The 14986-nt window shown below is 70.0% G+C and carries 15 protein-coding genes and 1 pseudogene; 6 read left to right on the top strand and 10 right to left on the bottom strand.

Translation table 11 applies throughout. The annotated features are described in order from the left end of the window. Positions 1–7: 7 nt before the first annotated feature. Positions 8–493 carry a MarR family transcriptional regulator gene (locus AB0J76_RS35935; protein ID WP_352325304.1) on the bottom strand — a complete coding sequence of 162 codons (486 nt, stop codon included), beginning with the start codon at positions 491–493 and terminating at the stop codon, positions 8–10. A 125-nt stretch (positions 494–618) separates the two neighbouring features. Between AB0J76_RS35935 and AB0J76_RS35930 the strand changes: the two genes are divergently transcribed. Together AB0J76_RS35930 and AB0J76_RS35925 are read left to right on the top strand one after the other, a co-directional pair. Beyond that, positions 619–1053, top strand: a complete 435-nt coding sequence (locus tag AB0J76_RS35930) for a peptidase inhibitor family I36 protein (RefSeq protein WP_352325303.1) — start codon at positions 619–621, stop codon at positions 1051–1053. A 105-nt stretch (positions 1054–1158) separates the two neighbouring features. Next, positions 1159–1938 carry a hypothetical protein gene (locus AB0J76_RS35925; RefSeq protein ID WP_352325302.1) on the top strand — a complete coding sequence of 260 codons (780 nt, stop codon included), beginning with the start codon at positions 1159–1161 and terminating at the stop codon, positions 1936–1938. Positions 1939–1974: 36 nt separating this feature from the next. On the opposite strand, the gene AB0J76_RS35920 is transcribed toward AB0J76_RS35925, so the two are convergent. After that, on the bottom strand, positions 1975–2925 hold the full coding sequence (locus tag AB0J76_RS35920) for an SDR family NAD(P)-dependent oxidoreductase (RefSeq protein WP_352325301.1): 951 nt from the start codon (positions 2923–2925) through the stop codon (positions 1975–1977). A gap of 54 nt (positions 2926–2979) precedes the next feature. Here AB0J76_RS35920 and AB0J76_RS35915 point away from each other — a divergent pair, with 54 nt between their 5' ends. Beyond that, positions 2980–3399, top strand: a complete 420-nt coding sequence (locus tag AB0J76_RS35915; RefSeq protein WP_352325300.1) for a MerR family transcriptional regulator — start codon at positions 2980–2982, stop codon at positions 3397–3399. Positions 3400–3432: 33 nt separating this feature from the next. After that, complete coding sequence (locus AB0J76_RS35910; protein ID WP_352325299.1) at positions 3433–3993, top strand: GNAT family N-acetyltransferase; 561 nt, start codon at positions 3433–3435, stop codon at positions 3991–3993. Positions 3994–4014: 21 nt separating this feature from the next. Here the strand turns inward: AB0J76_RS35910 and AB0J76_RS35905 are convergent, their stop codons facing one another. The 5 genes from AB0J76_RS35905 to AB0J76_RS35885 all read right to left on the bottom strand — a co-directional run bounded on the left by AB0J76_RS35905 (position 4015) and on the right by AB0J76_RS35885 (position 8822). Then, on the bottom strand, positions 4015–4479 hold the full coding sequence (locus AB0J76_RS35905) for a MarR family transcriptional regulator (protein WP_352325298.1): 465 nt from the start codon (positions 4477–4479) through the stop codon (positions 4015–4017). After that, positions 4479–5951, bottom strand: coding sequence for an MFS transporter (locus AB0J76_RS35900; protein ID WP_352325297.1), 1473 nt, complete (start codon positions 5949–5951; stop codon positions 4479–4481). Before AB0J76_RS35900 ends, AB0J76_RS35905 begins: the two co-directional genes overlap by 1 nt. Positions 5952–6050: 99 nt before the next feature. Continuing rightward, the gene (locus AB0J76_RS35895; protein ID WP_352325296.1) at positions 6051–6857 is read right to left on the bottom strand and encodes a class I SAM-dependent methyltransferase; all 807 of its coding nucleotides are present in this window, start codon (positions 6855–6857) and stop codon (positions 6051–6053) included. Positions 6858–7420: 563 nt separating this feature from the next. Continuing rightward, positions 7421–7993 carry a helix-turn-helix domain-containing protein gene (locus tag AB0J76_RS35890; protein ID WP_352325295.1) on the bottom strand — a complete coding sequence of 191 codons (573 nt, stop codon included), beginning with the start codon at positions 7991–7993 and terminating at the stop codon, positions 7421–7423. Between the two features lie 166 nt (positions 7994–8159). Continuing rightward, entirely contained in the window at positions 8160–8822 is a 663-nt protein-coding gene (locus tag AB0J76_RS35885; protein ID WP_352325294.1) for a DUF6461 domain-containing protein, read from the bottom strand. A 423-nt stretch (positions 8823–9245) separates the two neighbouring features. On the opposite strand from AB0J76_RS35885, the gene AB0J76_RS35880 reads away from it, so the two are divergent. Continuing rightward, positions 9246–10649 (top strand): alpha/beta fold hydrolase, encoded by a 1404-nt coding sequence (locus AB0J76_RS35880; RefSeq protein WP_352325293.1) that lies wholly within the window; start codon positions 9246–9248, stop codon positions 10647–10649. A gap of 110 nt (positions 10650–10759) precedes the next feature. Here the strand turns inward: AB0J76_RS35880 and AB0J76_RS35875 are convergent. Next, positions 10760–11170 (bottom strand): annotated as a pseudogene (locus AB0J76_RS35875) (TniQ family protein); the annotation flags it as partial. A 142-nt stretch (positions 11171–11312) separates the two neighbouring features. Here AB0J76_RS35875 and AB0J76_RS35870 point away from each other — a divergent pair. Beyond that, entirely contained in the window at positions 11313–12584 is a 1272-nt protein-coding gene (locus tag AB0J76_RS35870; protein ID WP_364392115.1) for a cytochrome P450, read from the top strand. A gap of 162 nt (positions 12585–12746) precedes the next feature. Here the strand turns inward: AB0J76_RS35870 and AB0J76_RS35865 are convergent, their stop codons facing one another. After that, positions 12747–13670, bottom strand: a complete 924-nt coding sequence (locus AB0J76_RS35865; protein ID WP_352327210.1) for an AbfB domain-containing protein — start codon at positions 13668–13670, stop codon at positions 12747–12749. Positions 13671–14171: 501 nt separating this feature from the next. Further along, positions 14172–14888, bottom strand: coding sequence for an MBL fold metallo-hydrolase (locus tag AB0J76_RS35860; protein WP_352327209.1), 717 nt, complete (start codon positions 14886–14888; stop codon positions 14172–14174). Between the last annotated feature and the right edge of the window lie 98 nt (positions 14889–14986).

Genomic DNA, 14986 nt, shown 5'->3' with positions numbered 1-14986 from the left:
GAACTTTTCAGCTGCGCTCCCTCGCCCGCCTGACCGGTTGAGGAGCCTCGGCCGGGGTCTCCAGGTGGCCGGTGGCCAGCCGGTTCAGGGCGCGTACCAGCACCTCCCGCTCGTCGTCCGGGAGCGAGCCGAGGGCCGCGGCGTGCACGCCGTCCACGATCTCCTGGCTGCGCCGCGCCACCTGGGCGCCCTTCTCCGTCACGGCGATGATCCGGGCCCGCCGGTCGGTGCTCGACGGCCGCCGCTCGGCCAGCCCGGCCTTCTCCAGGGCGTCGACGGTGACCACCATCGTGGTCTTGTCCATGTCGCCGATCTCGGCGAGCTGGATCTGCGTGCGCTCCTCCTCCAGGGCGTGCACGAGCACGCAGTGCATGCGCGCGGTCAGCCCCAGGTCGGCCAGGGCCGCCGCCATCCGGGTGCGCAGCACGTGGCTGGTGTGGTCGAGCAGGAACGACAGGTCGTGCTCGGTACGCGAGGGCGCCATCGAAGTCATGTCACCGAGGCTACCAACTCATCCCGTAGCGGATTATCCGCTGAAGAACGTGCACCCTGACGGTCTAGCGCAAGTTGATCTCACTGGGTATGTTCGGACCGAAGGAAAGTTTCGTCCATGGAGGCATGGTGGGCAAGAAGTTTCACGTTCTGGCGTTACCGATCGCCGTGGCCGCGCTGGCCGCAGTGGCGTCCCCCGCGCAGGCCGCGACGGGATACGACCGCTGCCAGGAGGGCAACTACTGCCTGTTCTCCGGTCTGGACGGCACCGGCGACATCGTCCAGCTCCAGGCGAGCACGGCCAACCTGGCGGCACTGGGCATGGGCGACCGCGCCAAGTCCGACTGGAACCGCACCGACACGCTCATCCATCTCTACTCCGAGGCCGACTACGGCGGCTGCTCGGCCGTCACCGGCCCGCGCGGCAAGGGCAACTTCTACATCACCTTCCGCGACTTCTTCGACTCCGTCCGCTTCGGCGGCCCGAACGGCCCCTCCTGCTCCATCGGCGGCGACGAGCTGAGCATCAAGCGCGCCGCGACCACCGACTCCCACGGCTGACCTTCGAACCCTCCGGCCGGCCCCGCGAACCCCGCGGCGGCCGGCCGTCGCCGTTCCCGGCCCGTGGGGGTGTCGCGATGATCGTTCCGCCCGTACGCTCCCTCCATGTCGGACCTCGCCTCCCTCATCTTCCTCCTGGTGCTGATCGGCGTGCTCGTGATGCCGGCCTGCGGCGCGACCATCTTCGCCGCGGAGACCGCTCCGCGCGGGCGGCACGGCCGGATGCACTCCGGCCATCTGGTCGCCGGCGCGTGGGTGGCGGCGGCCGGGCTCACGGTGATGGCGCTGGTGGCCTGGTCGACGCACGAGGACGTGCACTATGACGACTTCGGATCCACGCTCACCCTGCTGGCGGCCATCGTGGGCGCCGCGACGTTCGTCCTCGGGCTCGGCCCCTTCGTCCCCTGGTTGCTGGGCGTGGTCGGGCAGGGCGGCGCCCGGCTTCCGGTGGCCCTGCGGCTCTCGGCCCGGCACCTGGCCGACCGGCGCGCGCGGACGGCCCCCGCGGTGGCCGCGACCATGATCGCCACGGCCTTCGCCGTCGCGGTGGCGACCATCGCTGCGGCCGGGATCGCGCAGTCCAGGGCGCAGTACGTCCCGCAGGCGCGGCCGGGGGCGCTCGTCGTGCGGCTCGATCCCGCACGACCGGCGCTCGGGAGCGCCGCCGTCCGGGAGGAACTGCCCGGAACGGACGTACTGGCCCTTCACGACCTCGGTGGACTGGGACCCGGCGCCGCGGGTGCCGTTCGAGACGCCGTGGAGCTCGATCGTCCTGCTGGCCGTGGCGATCCCCGTGCTCGCGGCGGCGGTCGCGCTGCTGCTCGGGCCCGGCCGTCACCGGTGAGCCGGGCGGTCGGGAGCAGGCGGCTTCGGCGGTCAGGGTAGGCGGCTTCGGACGGTCAGGAGACGCGGCTTCGGAGGTCAGGAGTACGCGGCCTCGGAGGTCAGGTCGGCGGAGAGTTTCCACAGGCGGGCCGCGGAGTCGGGGTCGAGGGCCCAGGGTTTGACGCCGCCGATCAGCATGTCGTCGCCCGTCGCCGGCTCGGCCAGGTCGCAGTCCTGGCAGTAGGCGCCGCCGTGCGCGTCCAGCAGGGGTGACGTGGCCGCCCACACCGCCGTCGCCGCGCCCTGTTCCGGGGTCTTGAAGCCGTCGGCCCGGCGTCCGTCGGCTTTGATCCAGCCCTGGGCGACCTGTTCCTCGTGGGGGATGCGGCGCTGGAGCGGGGTGAGGATGCTGCCGGGGTGCACGGCGAAGGCCCGCAGGCCGTCGGCCGCGCCGAGGGCGTCGAGGTGGACGGCGAACAGGGCGTTGGCGGTCTTGGACTGGCCGTAGGCCGTCCAGTGGTCGTAGCCGTGGCGGAAGTGCGGGTCGTCCCAGCGGATGTCGGACAGGAAGTGCCCCGAGGACGAGACCGACACCACCCGGGCCCCGGCGAGCGCCGGGCGCAGCCGGTTGACCAGGGCGAAGTGGCCGAGGTGGTTGATGGCCAGGTGCGCCTCCCAGCCCGGGCCGACCGGCCGGTGGGGGTAGGCCATGACGCCCGCGTTGCCGATGACGATGTCGAGCCTGCGGCCGGCCTCCAGGAAGCCGTCGCCGAAGGCGCGGACGCTGCCGAGGTCGGCCAGGTCCAGCTCGCGCACCTCCGTGCCGGGGAGGTCGCGCAGCGCGTCCCGCGCCACGCCGGGACGGCGGGCGGGCACGACGACGTGCGCCCCCGCCCGTACCAGCGCACGGGTGGCCGCCAGGCCGAGGCCCGAGTAGCCGCCGGTGATCAGGACGTTCCTGCCGGACAGGTCGATGCCGGCCAGGACGTCGTCGGCCGTGCTGTGCGCGCCGAAACCCGAGCCGATCCTGTGTTGTGTACGTGCCATGCCCCCGACCGTAGAATCTAGAGTGCAATCTAGGTCAAACTATGGCGAGGTGCCATGAGCAGTGACGCCGACCGCCTGTCCATCGGGGACGTCGCGCGGGCCACCGGCCTCGGCGTGCACGCGCTGCGCTTCTTCGAGCGCGAGGAGCTGTTCCTGCGCCCGATCCCGCGAACGGCCGGCGGGCAGCGGGCCTACGACCGGGCCGACGTGGAGTGGCTGCTGCTGTGCAACCGGCTGCGGGAGTCCGGCATGCCGATCGCCACCCTGCGCAGGTTCGCCCACCTCGTACGGTCGGGGCCGGGCAACGAGCCGGAGCGGCTCGCGCTGCTGGAGGAGCACAAGCGGGCCGTCCGCGAGCGGATCGCCGACCTGACGGCGAGCCTGGACATCATCCACGGCAAGGTCGTCGCCTACCGCCGGCACGTCCGGGACGGGACCGCGGCCGGGGTCTGGTCGCCGACGCCTTCGCCCTGAGCGGCGGCCCGGCTGTCCTAGGATCAAGGACCCATGAGCCGGTTGCCCACGCTGTCCGCCACGGAGATCCGCGCCGAACGCCTGCTGCTGCGCAAGGCCCACGACGGCGACCGTGACGGTCTCGTCGAGCTGATGACCGACCCCGAGGTGCGCGAGCACCTGGGCGGCCCGCGGCCGCGGGACGACGTCGAACGTTTCCTCGACGTCGCCGGAACCGCCGCCGCCACGGCCGCCCCGGGCGGCTACGTCATCGCGGACCTCGTCACCGACCGGCTCCTCGGGACGCTGGCGCTCGACCGCCGCGCGGCCGACCGTCCCGGGCACGTCACCGGCGACGGCGAGGAGCTGGAGCTGTCCTACGTGCTGCGCCGCCCCGCATGGGGCAGCGGGTTCGCCCACGAGGCGGCGACGGCCGCGCTGCGCGCCGCGGCGGGCGAGCTGCCCGACCAGCCGGTCGTGATCGTCACCCGGACCGCGCACGAACGGTCGCTGAGACTCGCCGCCCGCCTGGGCTTCCGGCCGGTCGCCGCCTTCGAGGAGTTCGGCGCCGAGCAGACCCTCTGCGCCGCCCGCCTGTCCTGGTTCCAGGGCTGACGCTCGCGGCCGGCCCCGGCCTCACCGCCGGCGGGCCGGTTCCTCCGGGGTGAGCAGGAGGGCCATGATGCGGTCGAGCGCGGCCAGGTCGCCGGGGTCCAGGGCCAGCAGGGAACGCGGCGGGCGGGCCAGGATGCGCTCGGCCTCCTCGGCGGCGGCCGTCCCCGCCGGGGTCAGCGTGACGATCTTGCTGCGGCGGTCGTCGGGGGAGACGCTGCGGGTCACGTAGCCGCGCCGCTCCAGGTCGTCGACCATCAGGGTGGTGTACGGCTTGTCGGTGGACAGCTCGGCGGTCAGCTCCCGCATGGTCATCGGCCCGGCCAGCAGGCGGCGCAGCGCCTTGATCCGGAAGAAGCTCATGCCGAGCGTCTCGGCCACCTCCTTGCGGCGGTCCTCCTGCCGCAGGACGAGGTCGTACATCGCCGCCCAGACGCGGGTCACGGCGTCGTGCCCGGAACTGCCGGGGCCTTCGGGGGTGTCGGTCATCAAGCGTCCGCCGTTCTGTCGGGAGCGTGGGCGAGCCGTTCGGCGGTACGGGTGGCGCTGCGGCGGGCCCAGCCGGTCGTGGTCAGGATACCGAGCAGCAGGATGGCCAGCCCGCACCCGGCGACGATCCACCAGCCGACGTGGCTGGCCTGCGGGAACCCGCTGGCGAACGGGCCGGCCACGGCCGAGGTGACCAGCGAGCCGATGACCGCGACGCCGAGCGACTGGCCGATCTGGCGGCTGGTGGAGGCCACCGCCGCGGCCACGCCGGCCTGGGCGCGCGGCATGCCGGACACGGCGGTGTTGGTGATCGGCGCGTTCAGCATGCCGAACCCCACCCCGAACAGCACGTACGCGGCCATGAGCCGCCAGGTCGGCGTGTCCGCCGCCAGCCCGGTCATGATCAGGCCGCTGGCCGCCATGGTGACCCCGGCCACCACCAACGGCACGCGGGGCCCGGCGTTCCCGACGATCCGTCCCGACAGCGGCGCGCAGACCACGGTGAGCCCGGCCATGGGCAGCGTGTAGAGGCCGGCGTGCAGGGCGGACAGGCCCAGCACGTCCTGGAGGTAGAGGGTGTTGACGAACAGGAACCCGGCCAGCGCGGCGAAGCCGGACACCGCGATGACCGTGGCCCCGGTGAACGGCGCGCTGCGGAAGAAGCGCAGGTCGATCAGCGGGTCGGTGCGGCGCAGCTCGTACGGTGCGAGGACGGCCAGCGCCAGCGCCGCGACCGCGAAGCAGCCCAGCGTGCGCGGGGACCCCCAGCCGGCCGCCGGCGCCTCGATGAAGCCGTACGTCAGGGTGGCCAGCAGCACGATGACCAGCACCTGCCCGACCGGGTCCACCCGGCGCGGGCGCGGCGCGCGCGACTCGGGCACGAACAACGCGCACAGCGCGAACGCGGCCAGCCCCACCGGGATGTTGATCCAGAAGATCGCCTGCCAGCCGACCGAGTCCACCAGCGTGCCGCCGACCAGCGGCCCGAGCGCCATGCTGACGCCGATCACGGCGCCCCACACGCCGATGGCCCGCGCCCGCTCGCGCGGCTCGGTGAAGGTGTTCGTGATGATCGACATGGCGACCGGGTTGAGCATGGACCCGCCGACGGCCTGCAGCGCCCGCGCCGCGATCAGCCAGCCGAGGCCGGGCGCGAGCGAGCACATCAGCGAGCCGAGCGTGAACAGCGCCAGCCCCGTCTGGAACGTGCGCCGGCGGCCGACCCGGTCGCCGGTCGAGCCGGCCAGCATGAGCAGGCTCGCCAGTACCACCGTGTAGGCGTCGATGATCCATTGCAGGCCGGCCATGGAGGCGTTGAGGTCGCGGCGGATGGCCGGCAGCGCGATGTTCACGATCGTGTTGTCCAGCCCGACGATGAACAGGCTCATGCAGCAGATGGCCAGCACGAGCATCCGCCGGCGGGGGCTGAGCGCGGGGGCGGGGGAGAGGGGCGCTCTACTCGTTATAGGCATATAACGATTATATTCGCATAACTAACCACATGTCCGCCCCACCCCCTCGGAACGCCGTACGGCCCCCGGAACGCCGTACGGACTCTGGCGTCCGGACGGTCACCGGCGACAGGACCCGTCTCCGTGAAACACGGCCTGACTGGCTTCGAGAACGAAGAACAAGAAGCACAGGAACCGCGTGCGAGTGGGCTCGGTCTCGCGGAACTCCTCCGGGAACAGTTCGCGGGCTTCAGGCACGAACGGCGGTTCGCTGATGACGCTGATCCGAAAGCCCGCCGCAGTGAAGGCTTCGGTCATCGCGTGCAGGGGCCGGTCCCAGAAACGCATCTGGACGGTCTGCCCGCCCATGGTCCATTCGTCGGTCCGGCTGCGGGTCTCGAAGTACTTGGGCTTCTCCCCGGCCATGTGCTGAAAGAAGGTGACGCTGAAAGGATGGTCCACCGAGACGAGAAGCCGGCCGCCAGGCTTCAGCACGCGTCTCAGCTCGGCCAGCGTCGGGCCCCAATCTTCCAGGTAGTGCAGCACCAGGGACGCGATGACGTCGTCGAACGCCTCGTCGGGGAAGGGCAGTGGGCCGGCCAGGTCGGCGACCCGCAGATCGGCGTCGGCGCCCAGCCGCCGTCGGGCCTGCTCCAGCATTCCGGCGCTCGCGTCGACGCCGGTCACGATGGCGCCTCGATCGCGCAGCTCGGAGAACAGGGGACCCGCGCCGCAGCCGGCGTCGAGGATGCGCCTTCCGGTCACCTTCCCGGCAAGCTCCAGCATCGCCGGCCGCTCGTAGTACGCGTTGAGGAGGCTGGTTTCGTTCTCGGCCGCGTACCCCTCAGCCATCCTGTCGTAGTCGTTGAGTGCGGAGAGGGTCGCGGTCTCAACGTGATCTTCGGGCGTGTCAGACATGCGGGCCATCTTGGCCCAGCATTCCCGGCGGCACAGACATACGGCAGATCTTGGTCAGGCAGGCAAACGGCATGACATCCCGCTCGCCACCGAATGCAGCAGATCGACCCGGGCCGAAGTGGCCTCTCCTCGCTGCTCGTATGCGCAGAACTCGCCTCAAGCGGCCCATCCCGCCAATCGAAGCGTTCAGTCTGCCCGGCCCGGCGGACACGCGGGGCCGACTGCTGCCTCGATGGGCCTCGGAGAATCGCCGCTCACGTCATGGGAGTTGACAGAATCCGGCCGAGATCGCTCACCTCGGCCCGCGTAGGGGCGTACGAAGGTCGTTGGCTCGGGCTCGTCATACCGGAGCACACGGGCCTCAGCGGGTCGGCTGGCGACCTCGGGACTCCAGGGCCGGTTCGAGGTGATCAGCGAGGCGGCGGAGAGTGACTGCGAGCCGCCCGCGGAGGCCTGGAAGAGCACGCCGGCGCGAGCGCGGCGGGATCATCTGCAGGCGTGCGGCCTCGGCTCGCCGCTCAGCCAAGTCCGCGCGGACGAGCTCTTCCTGCAAGTGATGCACGAAAGGCTCCTCAGGGCTCTTCGGGAAATGCGTGGTAGAAGATGAAGATCGGACGGGTGTCCGGCGGAATCTCGCTCGATTCGACGCGCGCCTGGGTCAGTTCGCGCCACGGCTTCAACACGGCATTGAGCTGATCGGCGAGCTGCGTGAGCTCATCCTGGGTGAGCCGTAGGTGGCGGCTGCTGCCGAAGGACGCGTGGCGCCAGTTCTCCGGAAGCGTCATGTATGTGCGCTCGAAGTCACGCAGCCGCTCGAACTGGTCGATCACCCACTGTGAAGTCCACGCCTGCAGCGCGGCTCTGGCCTCCGGGGCTTCGGAGTCCCGCACCAGGGCCCATCCGCTCAAAGCCGCCCGCACCCAGCGTTCCCGGCTGTCCCGGGCCAGCTCCGGCACGTCCTCGATCAACCCATGGGGCTGCATCTGCCGCAGGTGGTAGCTCACCTGGCCAGGGTCGGCGTCCATCCGCCTGGCGAGCTCGCTCACCGTGACCGGGCCGATCCGGAACAGGAGGCTGAAAAGCTTCATTCGGAACCGGCTGGTCATGACCTTGAGCACGTCCACGTCGTCGTCGATCTGGCGCATGGTCACGACGGTAGGACCAGCACGTGAAGATGCTCAAGACACCTACTGGATCTTGAAACTGCGTGTTGGTGGCGTAGCCGTGCTCGGCAGTCCCCCTTGCGTCCGACGAGCGATCTGATGCCAACTGGCCCTGCGAATGCCGCGCGCACGATCGGCCCGTCGGTGATCAGTAGGCGCCGGGTATGGCCGCGCCGAGGACCGGGCGGCGAAGATGCTCCGGGGTGAGCATGACATTGCTGATCCGGCTGGCGATTGCCAGAGCCGCCGGGATGGCGTTCTGGATGCGGTCATCGGCGGCTGGATCGATGCCGAGCTCACGAAGGTGGCGATTGAGCCGATCAGGATCCTCGCCATGCCTTCGGCTGGGGAAGGTCGGGTCGATGTCGGTGAGGTGTTCGCCGTCAACGGCGTAGGCGAGCCTGTGCCGGGCGGCGTAGTCATGCCGCAGCACCGCCACCGCCTGTCCGCCGTCGCGGGACAACGGGCAGAGGACCTCCATGTGCGAGGCCCGCCAGCCACAGTCCTCGATGGCGACAGTCCAGTCCCCGATGCGCCTCACGGTGATGACCTCAGGCCCTTCCGGCTGGGAGTGGTCCTCGTCCGTGATCAGCCGTATGTCCTCGTCCGCGGCCCCGATCCGGCGAAGCACCTCATGCTCGTCGAGCCCGCGGACGAAGACGATCGTGTAGATCTCGCCGAGCCCGCTGCCCTTCACCCAGGCGTAGTCCTCCGGCGACGCCCCGGGGGTTCTCGCGGTGGCGCGGACCTTCTCGAACGTCTCGGCCTGCTCATGGACCTCGGGATGAGCGGCGAAGAAGGCCTCGATCATGATCAGAAACTACCGATGGGTTCGATGCCCTGTCTGCTCGCGCTTCTTCAGTGGGCTCGATTCGGGACGATGTAACCCTCTCCCGTGAGCGTAACCCTTCAGCGGCCAGGAGCGGCACCTGTGGCAGCAACCGGGCCGTCGCCGGCGGCCTCCCGCCCTACGTCGTGCGGCTGCTCACCGGCCTGCTCATGTGCATTGATCGGCGACCCTCCTCACGGAAACGGTCAGGAAACTACGGCTGCGCTACTACTGGCCCGCATGACATTCCGAACCTCCTTCCCTGCCCTGGCCTTGGCGTTGGCGGGGTTGGTGACGCATCCTTCCGCGGCGGGAGCCGCCGCCGTCGGCACGAGCGCGAACCCCAGCTCAAGTTCCGGCGTGGCTTCCGTGCAATGGAAATCCTGTCCGGCCTACTCCGATGAGGTGATCCGCAGCCTGGGCGTGTCGGAGGACAAGGTCGCGGCTTTCCGCTCCGTGATGAAGCGCCTGGAGTGCGGGACGGTCAGCGTCCCGCTGAACCACCGTGAGCCCGCCGGGCGGAAGATCGACATCGCGGTGACCCGGCTGGCCGCCACGGACGAGGCCCACCGGCTCGGTGCCATCGCCGTCCTGCCGGGCGGGCCGGGTAACAGCGGATACCTGGACCCGGTCCTGCGGGCCGCGCTCAGGAACGAGGAGATGGCGAGGCTCAACGGGCGATACGACATCATCGGCTTCGACCCGCGCGGGGTCGGGAACAGCACCAAGGTCGCCTGCCCCTTCGCGCCAGGAGGCCCGCCGGAGCCCGGCACGCTGACCAAGGAGGCGGCCAGGAAGATATACGACGCCCAGGTCGCCGCCAACCAGAAGTGCGGAGGCTCCGACTCCGCCTTCCTCGGACAGCTCACCACCGAGAACGTGGCCAAGGACGTGGACCTGGTGCGGACCGCGCTGGGTGAGAGCAAGCTCAACCTGCTCGGCTTCTCCTGGGGCACCTATCTGGGCATGGTGTACCGCAGCCTGTTCCCCGGGCACACCGAAAGGGCCTTCCTGGACAGCGTGGCGCCGCCGTGGACACGCGTTGACCAGCACGCCAAGGACAGCGCGGACGCGGCCGAGCGTGACTTCGAGCGCATGGCCGCCTGGCTGGCCCGCCGCGACGGGACCTACGGTCTCGGCGTCACCGCGCGGAAGGTGCGCGAGGAGGTGGCGGAGCTGGTCCGAACGTACGACAGGAGTCCCAGGACCTACACCGACCTGCCGCGGCCGATCGACGGCTCGGCCGTCGCCGACCTGGCCAGGCGCAACTCGACCGAGTGGGTGCGCGCGGGCAAGGCGCTGGCCGAACTGCGGACGGCGACGGGCGCAACCGCCCCGCCCGCCGTCAAGGAGGTGCTCGGCGCACCGAGGATAGGGACGCCCGTGCCTGGCGCGCCCGAAACGCTGAACAGGACCATGAACCTGGCCGTCGCGTGCAACGAGGACAGCAGCCGGGCCAATTTCGACACCGCCTGGCGTGACTACCAGCAGCTCGTGAAGCGCCATCCGGCGACCGGCCGTTCCTGGGGACTGCCCGCCATGTGTCCCGGCTGGCCCCTGCCGGCGCAGCAGGCCACGTTGAAGCGGAGCAGCGGGTCACTGGTGCTGGCGGGGCACCTGCACGAGTTCATGTCCGTCTACGACTGGACGCTGCAGACGCGGCGCGCCATCGGCGGTACCGTCTACACGGTCGCCGACGACGTGCACGTGTCGACCACCCGGGTGCCCGAGTGCGCCGCCGACGTGGTGCGGTACTTCGAGACGGGCAAGATCGACAGCGGCTGCCAGGGCAGCCCAGTCCCCGACTGACCACCGGCTTCCGGCCCGGCGCCCCGCCAGAGGTCGCCGGGCCCGATGTCCCGGCGGCGACGCTGGGGCCAACGGCGGCACCTCGGGCAGAGATCCACCAGCAGTGTCCGATGTGCGGGACAAACCGCGGCCCAGCCCAGCTTCCACCAGGCCAGCCACACTCCGCCCGAAGCCGCGAGGCAGGTCGGGCATGCCCGGCTGCCGAAGAGCTGCGCCCACTCACGGGTCTCTGCCCGGCGGACTGACTCCTTGTCGCCCACGCGGACGCTTGCCAGGTCCACGGCCGAGCCGTCGAACATCTCCAGGTGCATCCCACGGACAATCTCGGAGCTCAGGCCTGTGGCGGCCGCGATCGCCCTGCACGCCTCCGGCGTCGTGACGACGCCGTACGCCAGTGAACGAACGTCACTCGACGCGCGCACATCCAGCCCTGACGCCTCGGTGATCGTCCAGGGCGGCGATCCGTTCCGCAGGGCCATCCGATCGACCCACGACTTGAAGGACTGGCGCCGTACTGACATCTGCAAGCGCCTCAGACAAAGGACATCGGTTCGTGGGGGTGCCTTGACGTATCAAATGAATGCTTTTTTAATTCGGGTGAGGGTGCGATTCACCTCAGATCGACTCCGACCGGTTCATCGACGTCAGGGATGGAGCTGCGAGATGACCGTGGACGACCGCTTCGGCCCGGAGCTGGAAGAGACGCGCAGGAGCCGGCTGCGCGGCACCGTCAGTGAGATCGTCACCGATCCGGTCTCCGACTGGGCCACCGACTTCTCCCACGTCGACCCCCAGTGGGCCGCCGACCCGTACCCCATCCAGGACGACCTGCGGCAACGTTGCCCGATCGCGCACACCGACCGGTTCGGCGGGGTGTGGCTGCCCACCCGGTACGAGGACGTCGCCGCCGTCGCCTACGACACCGAGCGGTTCTCCTCCAGGGCGGTCGTCGTGAGCAACCTCAAGCCGCCCCGGGATCTCGCGCCGGCGGGCGGGGTTCCGCCGATCTCGTCCGACCCGCCCTTCCACCACGACGCCCGCAAGTTACTGCTGCCGGCCTTCACCAAGACCGCCGTCGCCAGGCGGGAGGCGAGCACCAGGGCGTTGTGTCACGAGCTGATCGACGGCCTGGAAGGGCGGGAGGTCGTGGACGCGGCCCGCGAGTACGCCCAGTACGTCCCGATGCGGGTGATCGCCGACATGCTGGGCTTCCCGCCCGAGGATGCCGACCGGTTCCGGTGGTTCGTGGAGAACGCCCTGGAAAGCGTGAACGAGCCCACCGAGCACCGGCTGGAGCGCTTCGCCGAGCTGTCGTCCTACCTGGTCGAGCAGATCCACGACCACCTGGCCCACCCGCGGGACGACCTCACGACCTACCTGCTTGACGCCGAGCTCAACGGCGCGAAACTGGACCCCGTCCACGTCGTCGGGACGATGACGCTGCTGCTGATCGCCGGCATCGACACGACCTGGAGTGCGATCGGCGCGTCCCTGTGGCACCTGGCCAAGACGCCCGCCGACCGCGAACGCCTGGTCGCCGAACCCGCCCTGCTGCCCACCGCCATGGAGGAGTTCCTGCGCGCCTACGCCCCCGTCACCATGGCCCGCCTCGTCAAGGACGACATGCACTGGAACGGCGTCGACATGAAGGCCGACGACTGGGTCCTGCTCTCCTTCCCCGCCGCCAACCGCGACCCCGCCCACTTCGACCACCCCGCCGACATCCGCATCGACCGCGAGGTCAACCGCCACGCCGCCTTCGGACTCGGCATCCACCGCTGCGTCGGCTCCCACCTGGCCCGCATGGAACTGCGCACCGCCCTCGACGTCTGGCTCCAGCGCATCCCCACCTTCACCCTCGCCGACCCCGACGCCGTCACCTGGGCAGCGGGCCAGGTCCGCGGCCCCCGCACCCTCCCGCTCCGCATCGGCTGACCGCCCCCGCCTTGGTGGACGACCAGCTTCTGTGCAGAGGGGTGCCTGATGATCGTGGTGACGGGCGCGACAGGCACGATCGGGCGTGCGCTGATCGAGGAGCTGGGCGGCGCGGCGCGGGCCACGGTGCGGCGCCCCGCACGCCGGTATCGCGTGACTCCGCTAAGGCGATGAATGGAACACCTGGGTGTAATAGTGGAACGTCGCGCGCTCACCTGCGTGATCGTGGCCTTGGGGGACGTTTCCGGATCCCGTGGCTATGCCGACACCGGTGGACCTGTGGCTTGAATTGATCAGATTGGCTTTGTGGGGAGGGCTCTGGTACCACCACCAATCATGCGCCGCCTGGGCGGAGGGCGGCGGGGTGTTCCCGCCCCAGAACCACTGGATGTACACGTTCTCGGTCCCGGCGGAACCCATCACCCTTTGAATCCGCTGCTCCGGCGTGCTGTTGTCCGAGCCGTAGTGTCCCGGATAACCGTTCAGGAGCCTCTCCCAGAGACCGGGATGGTTGGCCAGGTCCTGGCTGTGCTCTTGGGCTACGGCGACAAGCCGCTTGTCCAGGCGGAGGAATGGGGTCCCGGGTGCCTGGAATATCCGCTTGTCATTGGCCATCTCGACGAGGCGTATGGTTTCGGGCGGCGCCAAGAACGCGTTCCCGGGATTGAACGTCGCGTCCGATCGATCGAGCTCAGGGCTGTTCTGGTTGATCTCGCTCACGTAGAGATGAAAGTTCTGATGCCGGATGTACAGCTTGGGGTAATTGTAGGAGCGAAAGGAGTTCCAGACGGTTACCGTGAGGCCCAGGTCGGATATGAAGGACGCGTCTTCGTGCATCAGCCGGTCGTCCGGCGTAAATTCCGAGAGGACCAGGCGGAAATTCTGGTGTCGCAGGTAGTGGTTGGGAAGATTGGCCGACCGGAAGGACACGGTGCCGTCTCCGGCGAGCCCTCTGACGACGTCGAACGAGGCGTCGGCGCGGTCGAGCGAGGTGGCTATCGGAGATATTTCTCCCAAGAAGTTCGCGTGCCGGATGTAGTGGCCGCGCGGGCTGAGGGACTCGAAAGAACGCCGTTCGTTCAACATTCTGTATACCCTTCGCCATTGTCGGCCGGGCGGCTGGCGACGACTGTCCCCGCTACATCTGGTCAGTATGCGGTTGCGGTGAGGGTCGGTCAACGGCCCTGGTTACCGGCTTTCTCCGAGAGTCGATTGCTGTTCAGTGGCGGGAGCGTGGATCGTCGTTCTGGCGGCCTTGCGCAAAGGATCTCTGTCGTTCTTCAGTGGGAAATGCTGAGGACGCGCGCGGCGCGTCGTCGCCGAAGGCCCCCTGCTACGACCGGTCGTTGTGGGAGAGCTCTTGGAAGTGGCGGATCGGGGCCCCCGGCTACGGCGTCAGCCCCGACGCGGGTCCGGGAGCTGCACGCCGACGGCCGCTGGCCCCCGGCTCGGTCTTTCACTGGACCGCGTTCGGGATGAAGATCGCCTCCACCGTGTACGAGGTCGGGGGCGATCCGCGCCGGCGCCTCGCCGACCGCCTGGCTGGAACGTCTGAAGAGAACGCCTGAGAACGCCTGAGCGGCCGGGTCAGGCGGGGAGGTCGGCGGCTGCCTTACGGAGGGCGTCGCCGGCGTCCGTGACGGGGTCGCCGTGGCCCACGCAGGCCGTCCGGACGTCCAGTTCGGCCAGCCGCCGGAACGAGCGGAGCATCTCGTCACGGTCCATGTTGAACACTCCGGGCATGACCAGTCCGGACACGTGCGCCACGGTGTCGCCCGTGAAGAGGACTCCGTGCTCCGGCAGGTGGAGGGCGATGCTGCCGGCGGTGTGCCCGGGGGTGGCGATCACGCGGGCCCCGCCCCCGAAGGCGATCACGTCGCCGTCCTCAAGCTCGCGGTCCACCCGGCACGGCGGCGCGGGCGGCAGCAGGTCGGCGCCCAGACTGCGATGCAGGGCCCGTTCCTCGTCGGTGAAGTTCGGCGGCGGGGCGGGCACGTCCCCTCGGATCACCGGGGCCTCCAGGCGATGGGCCAGCACCGTGACCTCGCCCCACGCCGTCACGTCCGCCGCGCCGCCGCAGTGGTCCTCGTGGTAGTGGGTGAGGACGACCCGCCGTACGGCGTCGGTGCGCAGCCCGAGCCGGCCGATCGCCTCGGCGATCTCCCGGGCCGAGGTGGCGATGCCCGTGTCCACCAGGGTGAGCGCGCCGTCGTCGTTCCACAGGTACGCCTGCCCGAACGTCAGCCGCAGCAGGTGCAGGCGCCGCTCGACCTCCACGACCTCCATCGCGGGACCCCCTCTCATCAGCACAAATGTCATGGAACAGGTAACCGGTCCGCCGATGGCGCTGTCCAACAGCCATGGCGCCACGGATTGACAACCGATGGTTGTCGATGCAGGGT

Source organism: Nonomuraea sp. NPDC049624 (assembly GCF_040675255.1).
Classification (GTDB): Bacteria; Actinomycetota; Actinomycetes; order Streptosporangiales; family Streptosporangiaceae; genus Nonomuraea.
Note: the sequence above shows the minus strand (reverse complement) of the source record. Positions and strands in the feature narration are given on the sequence as shown.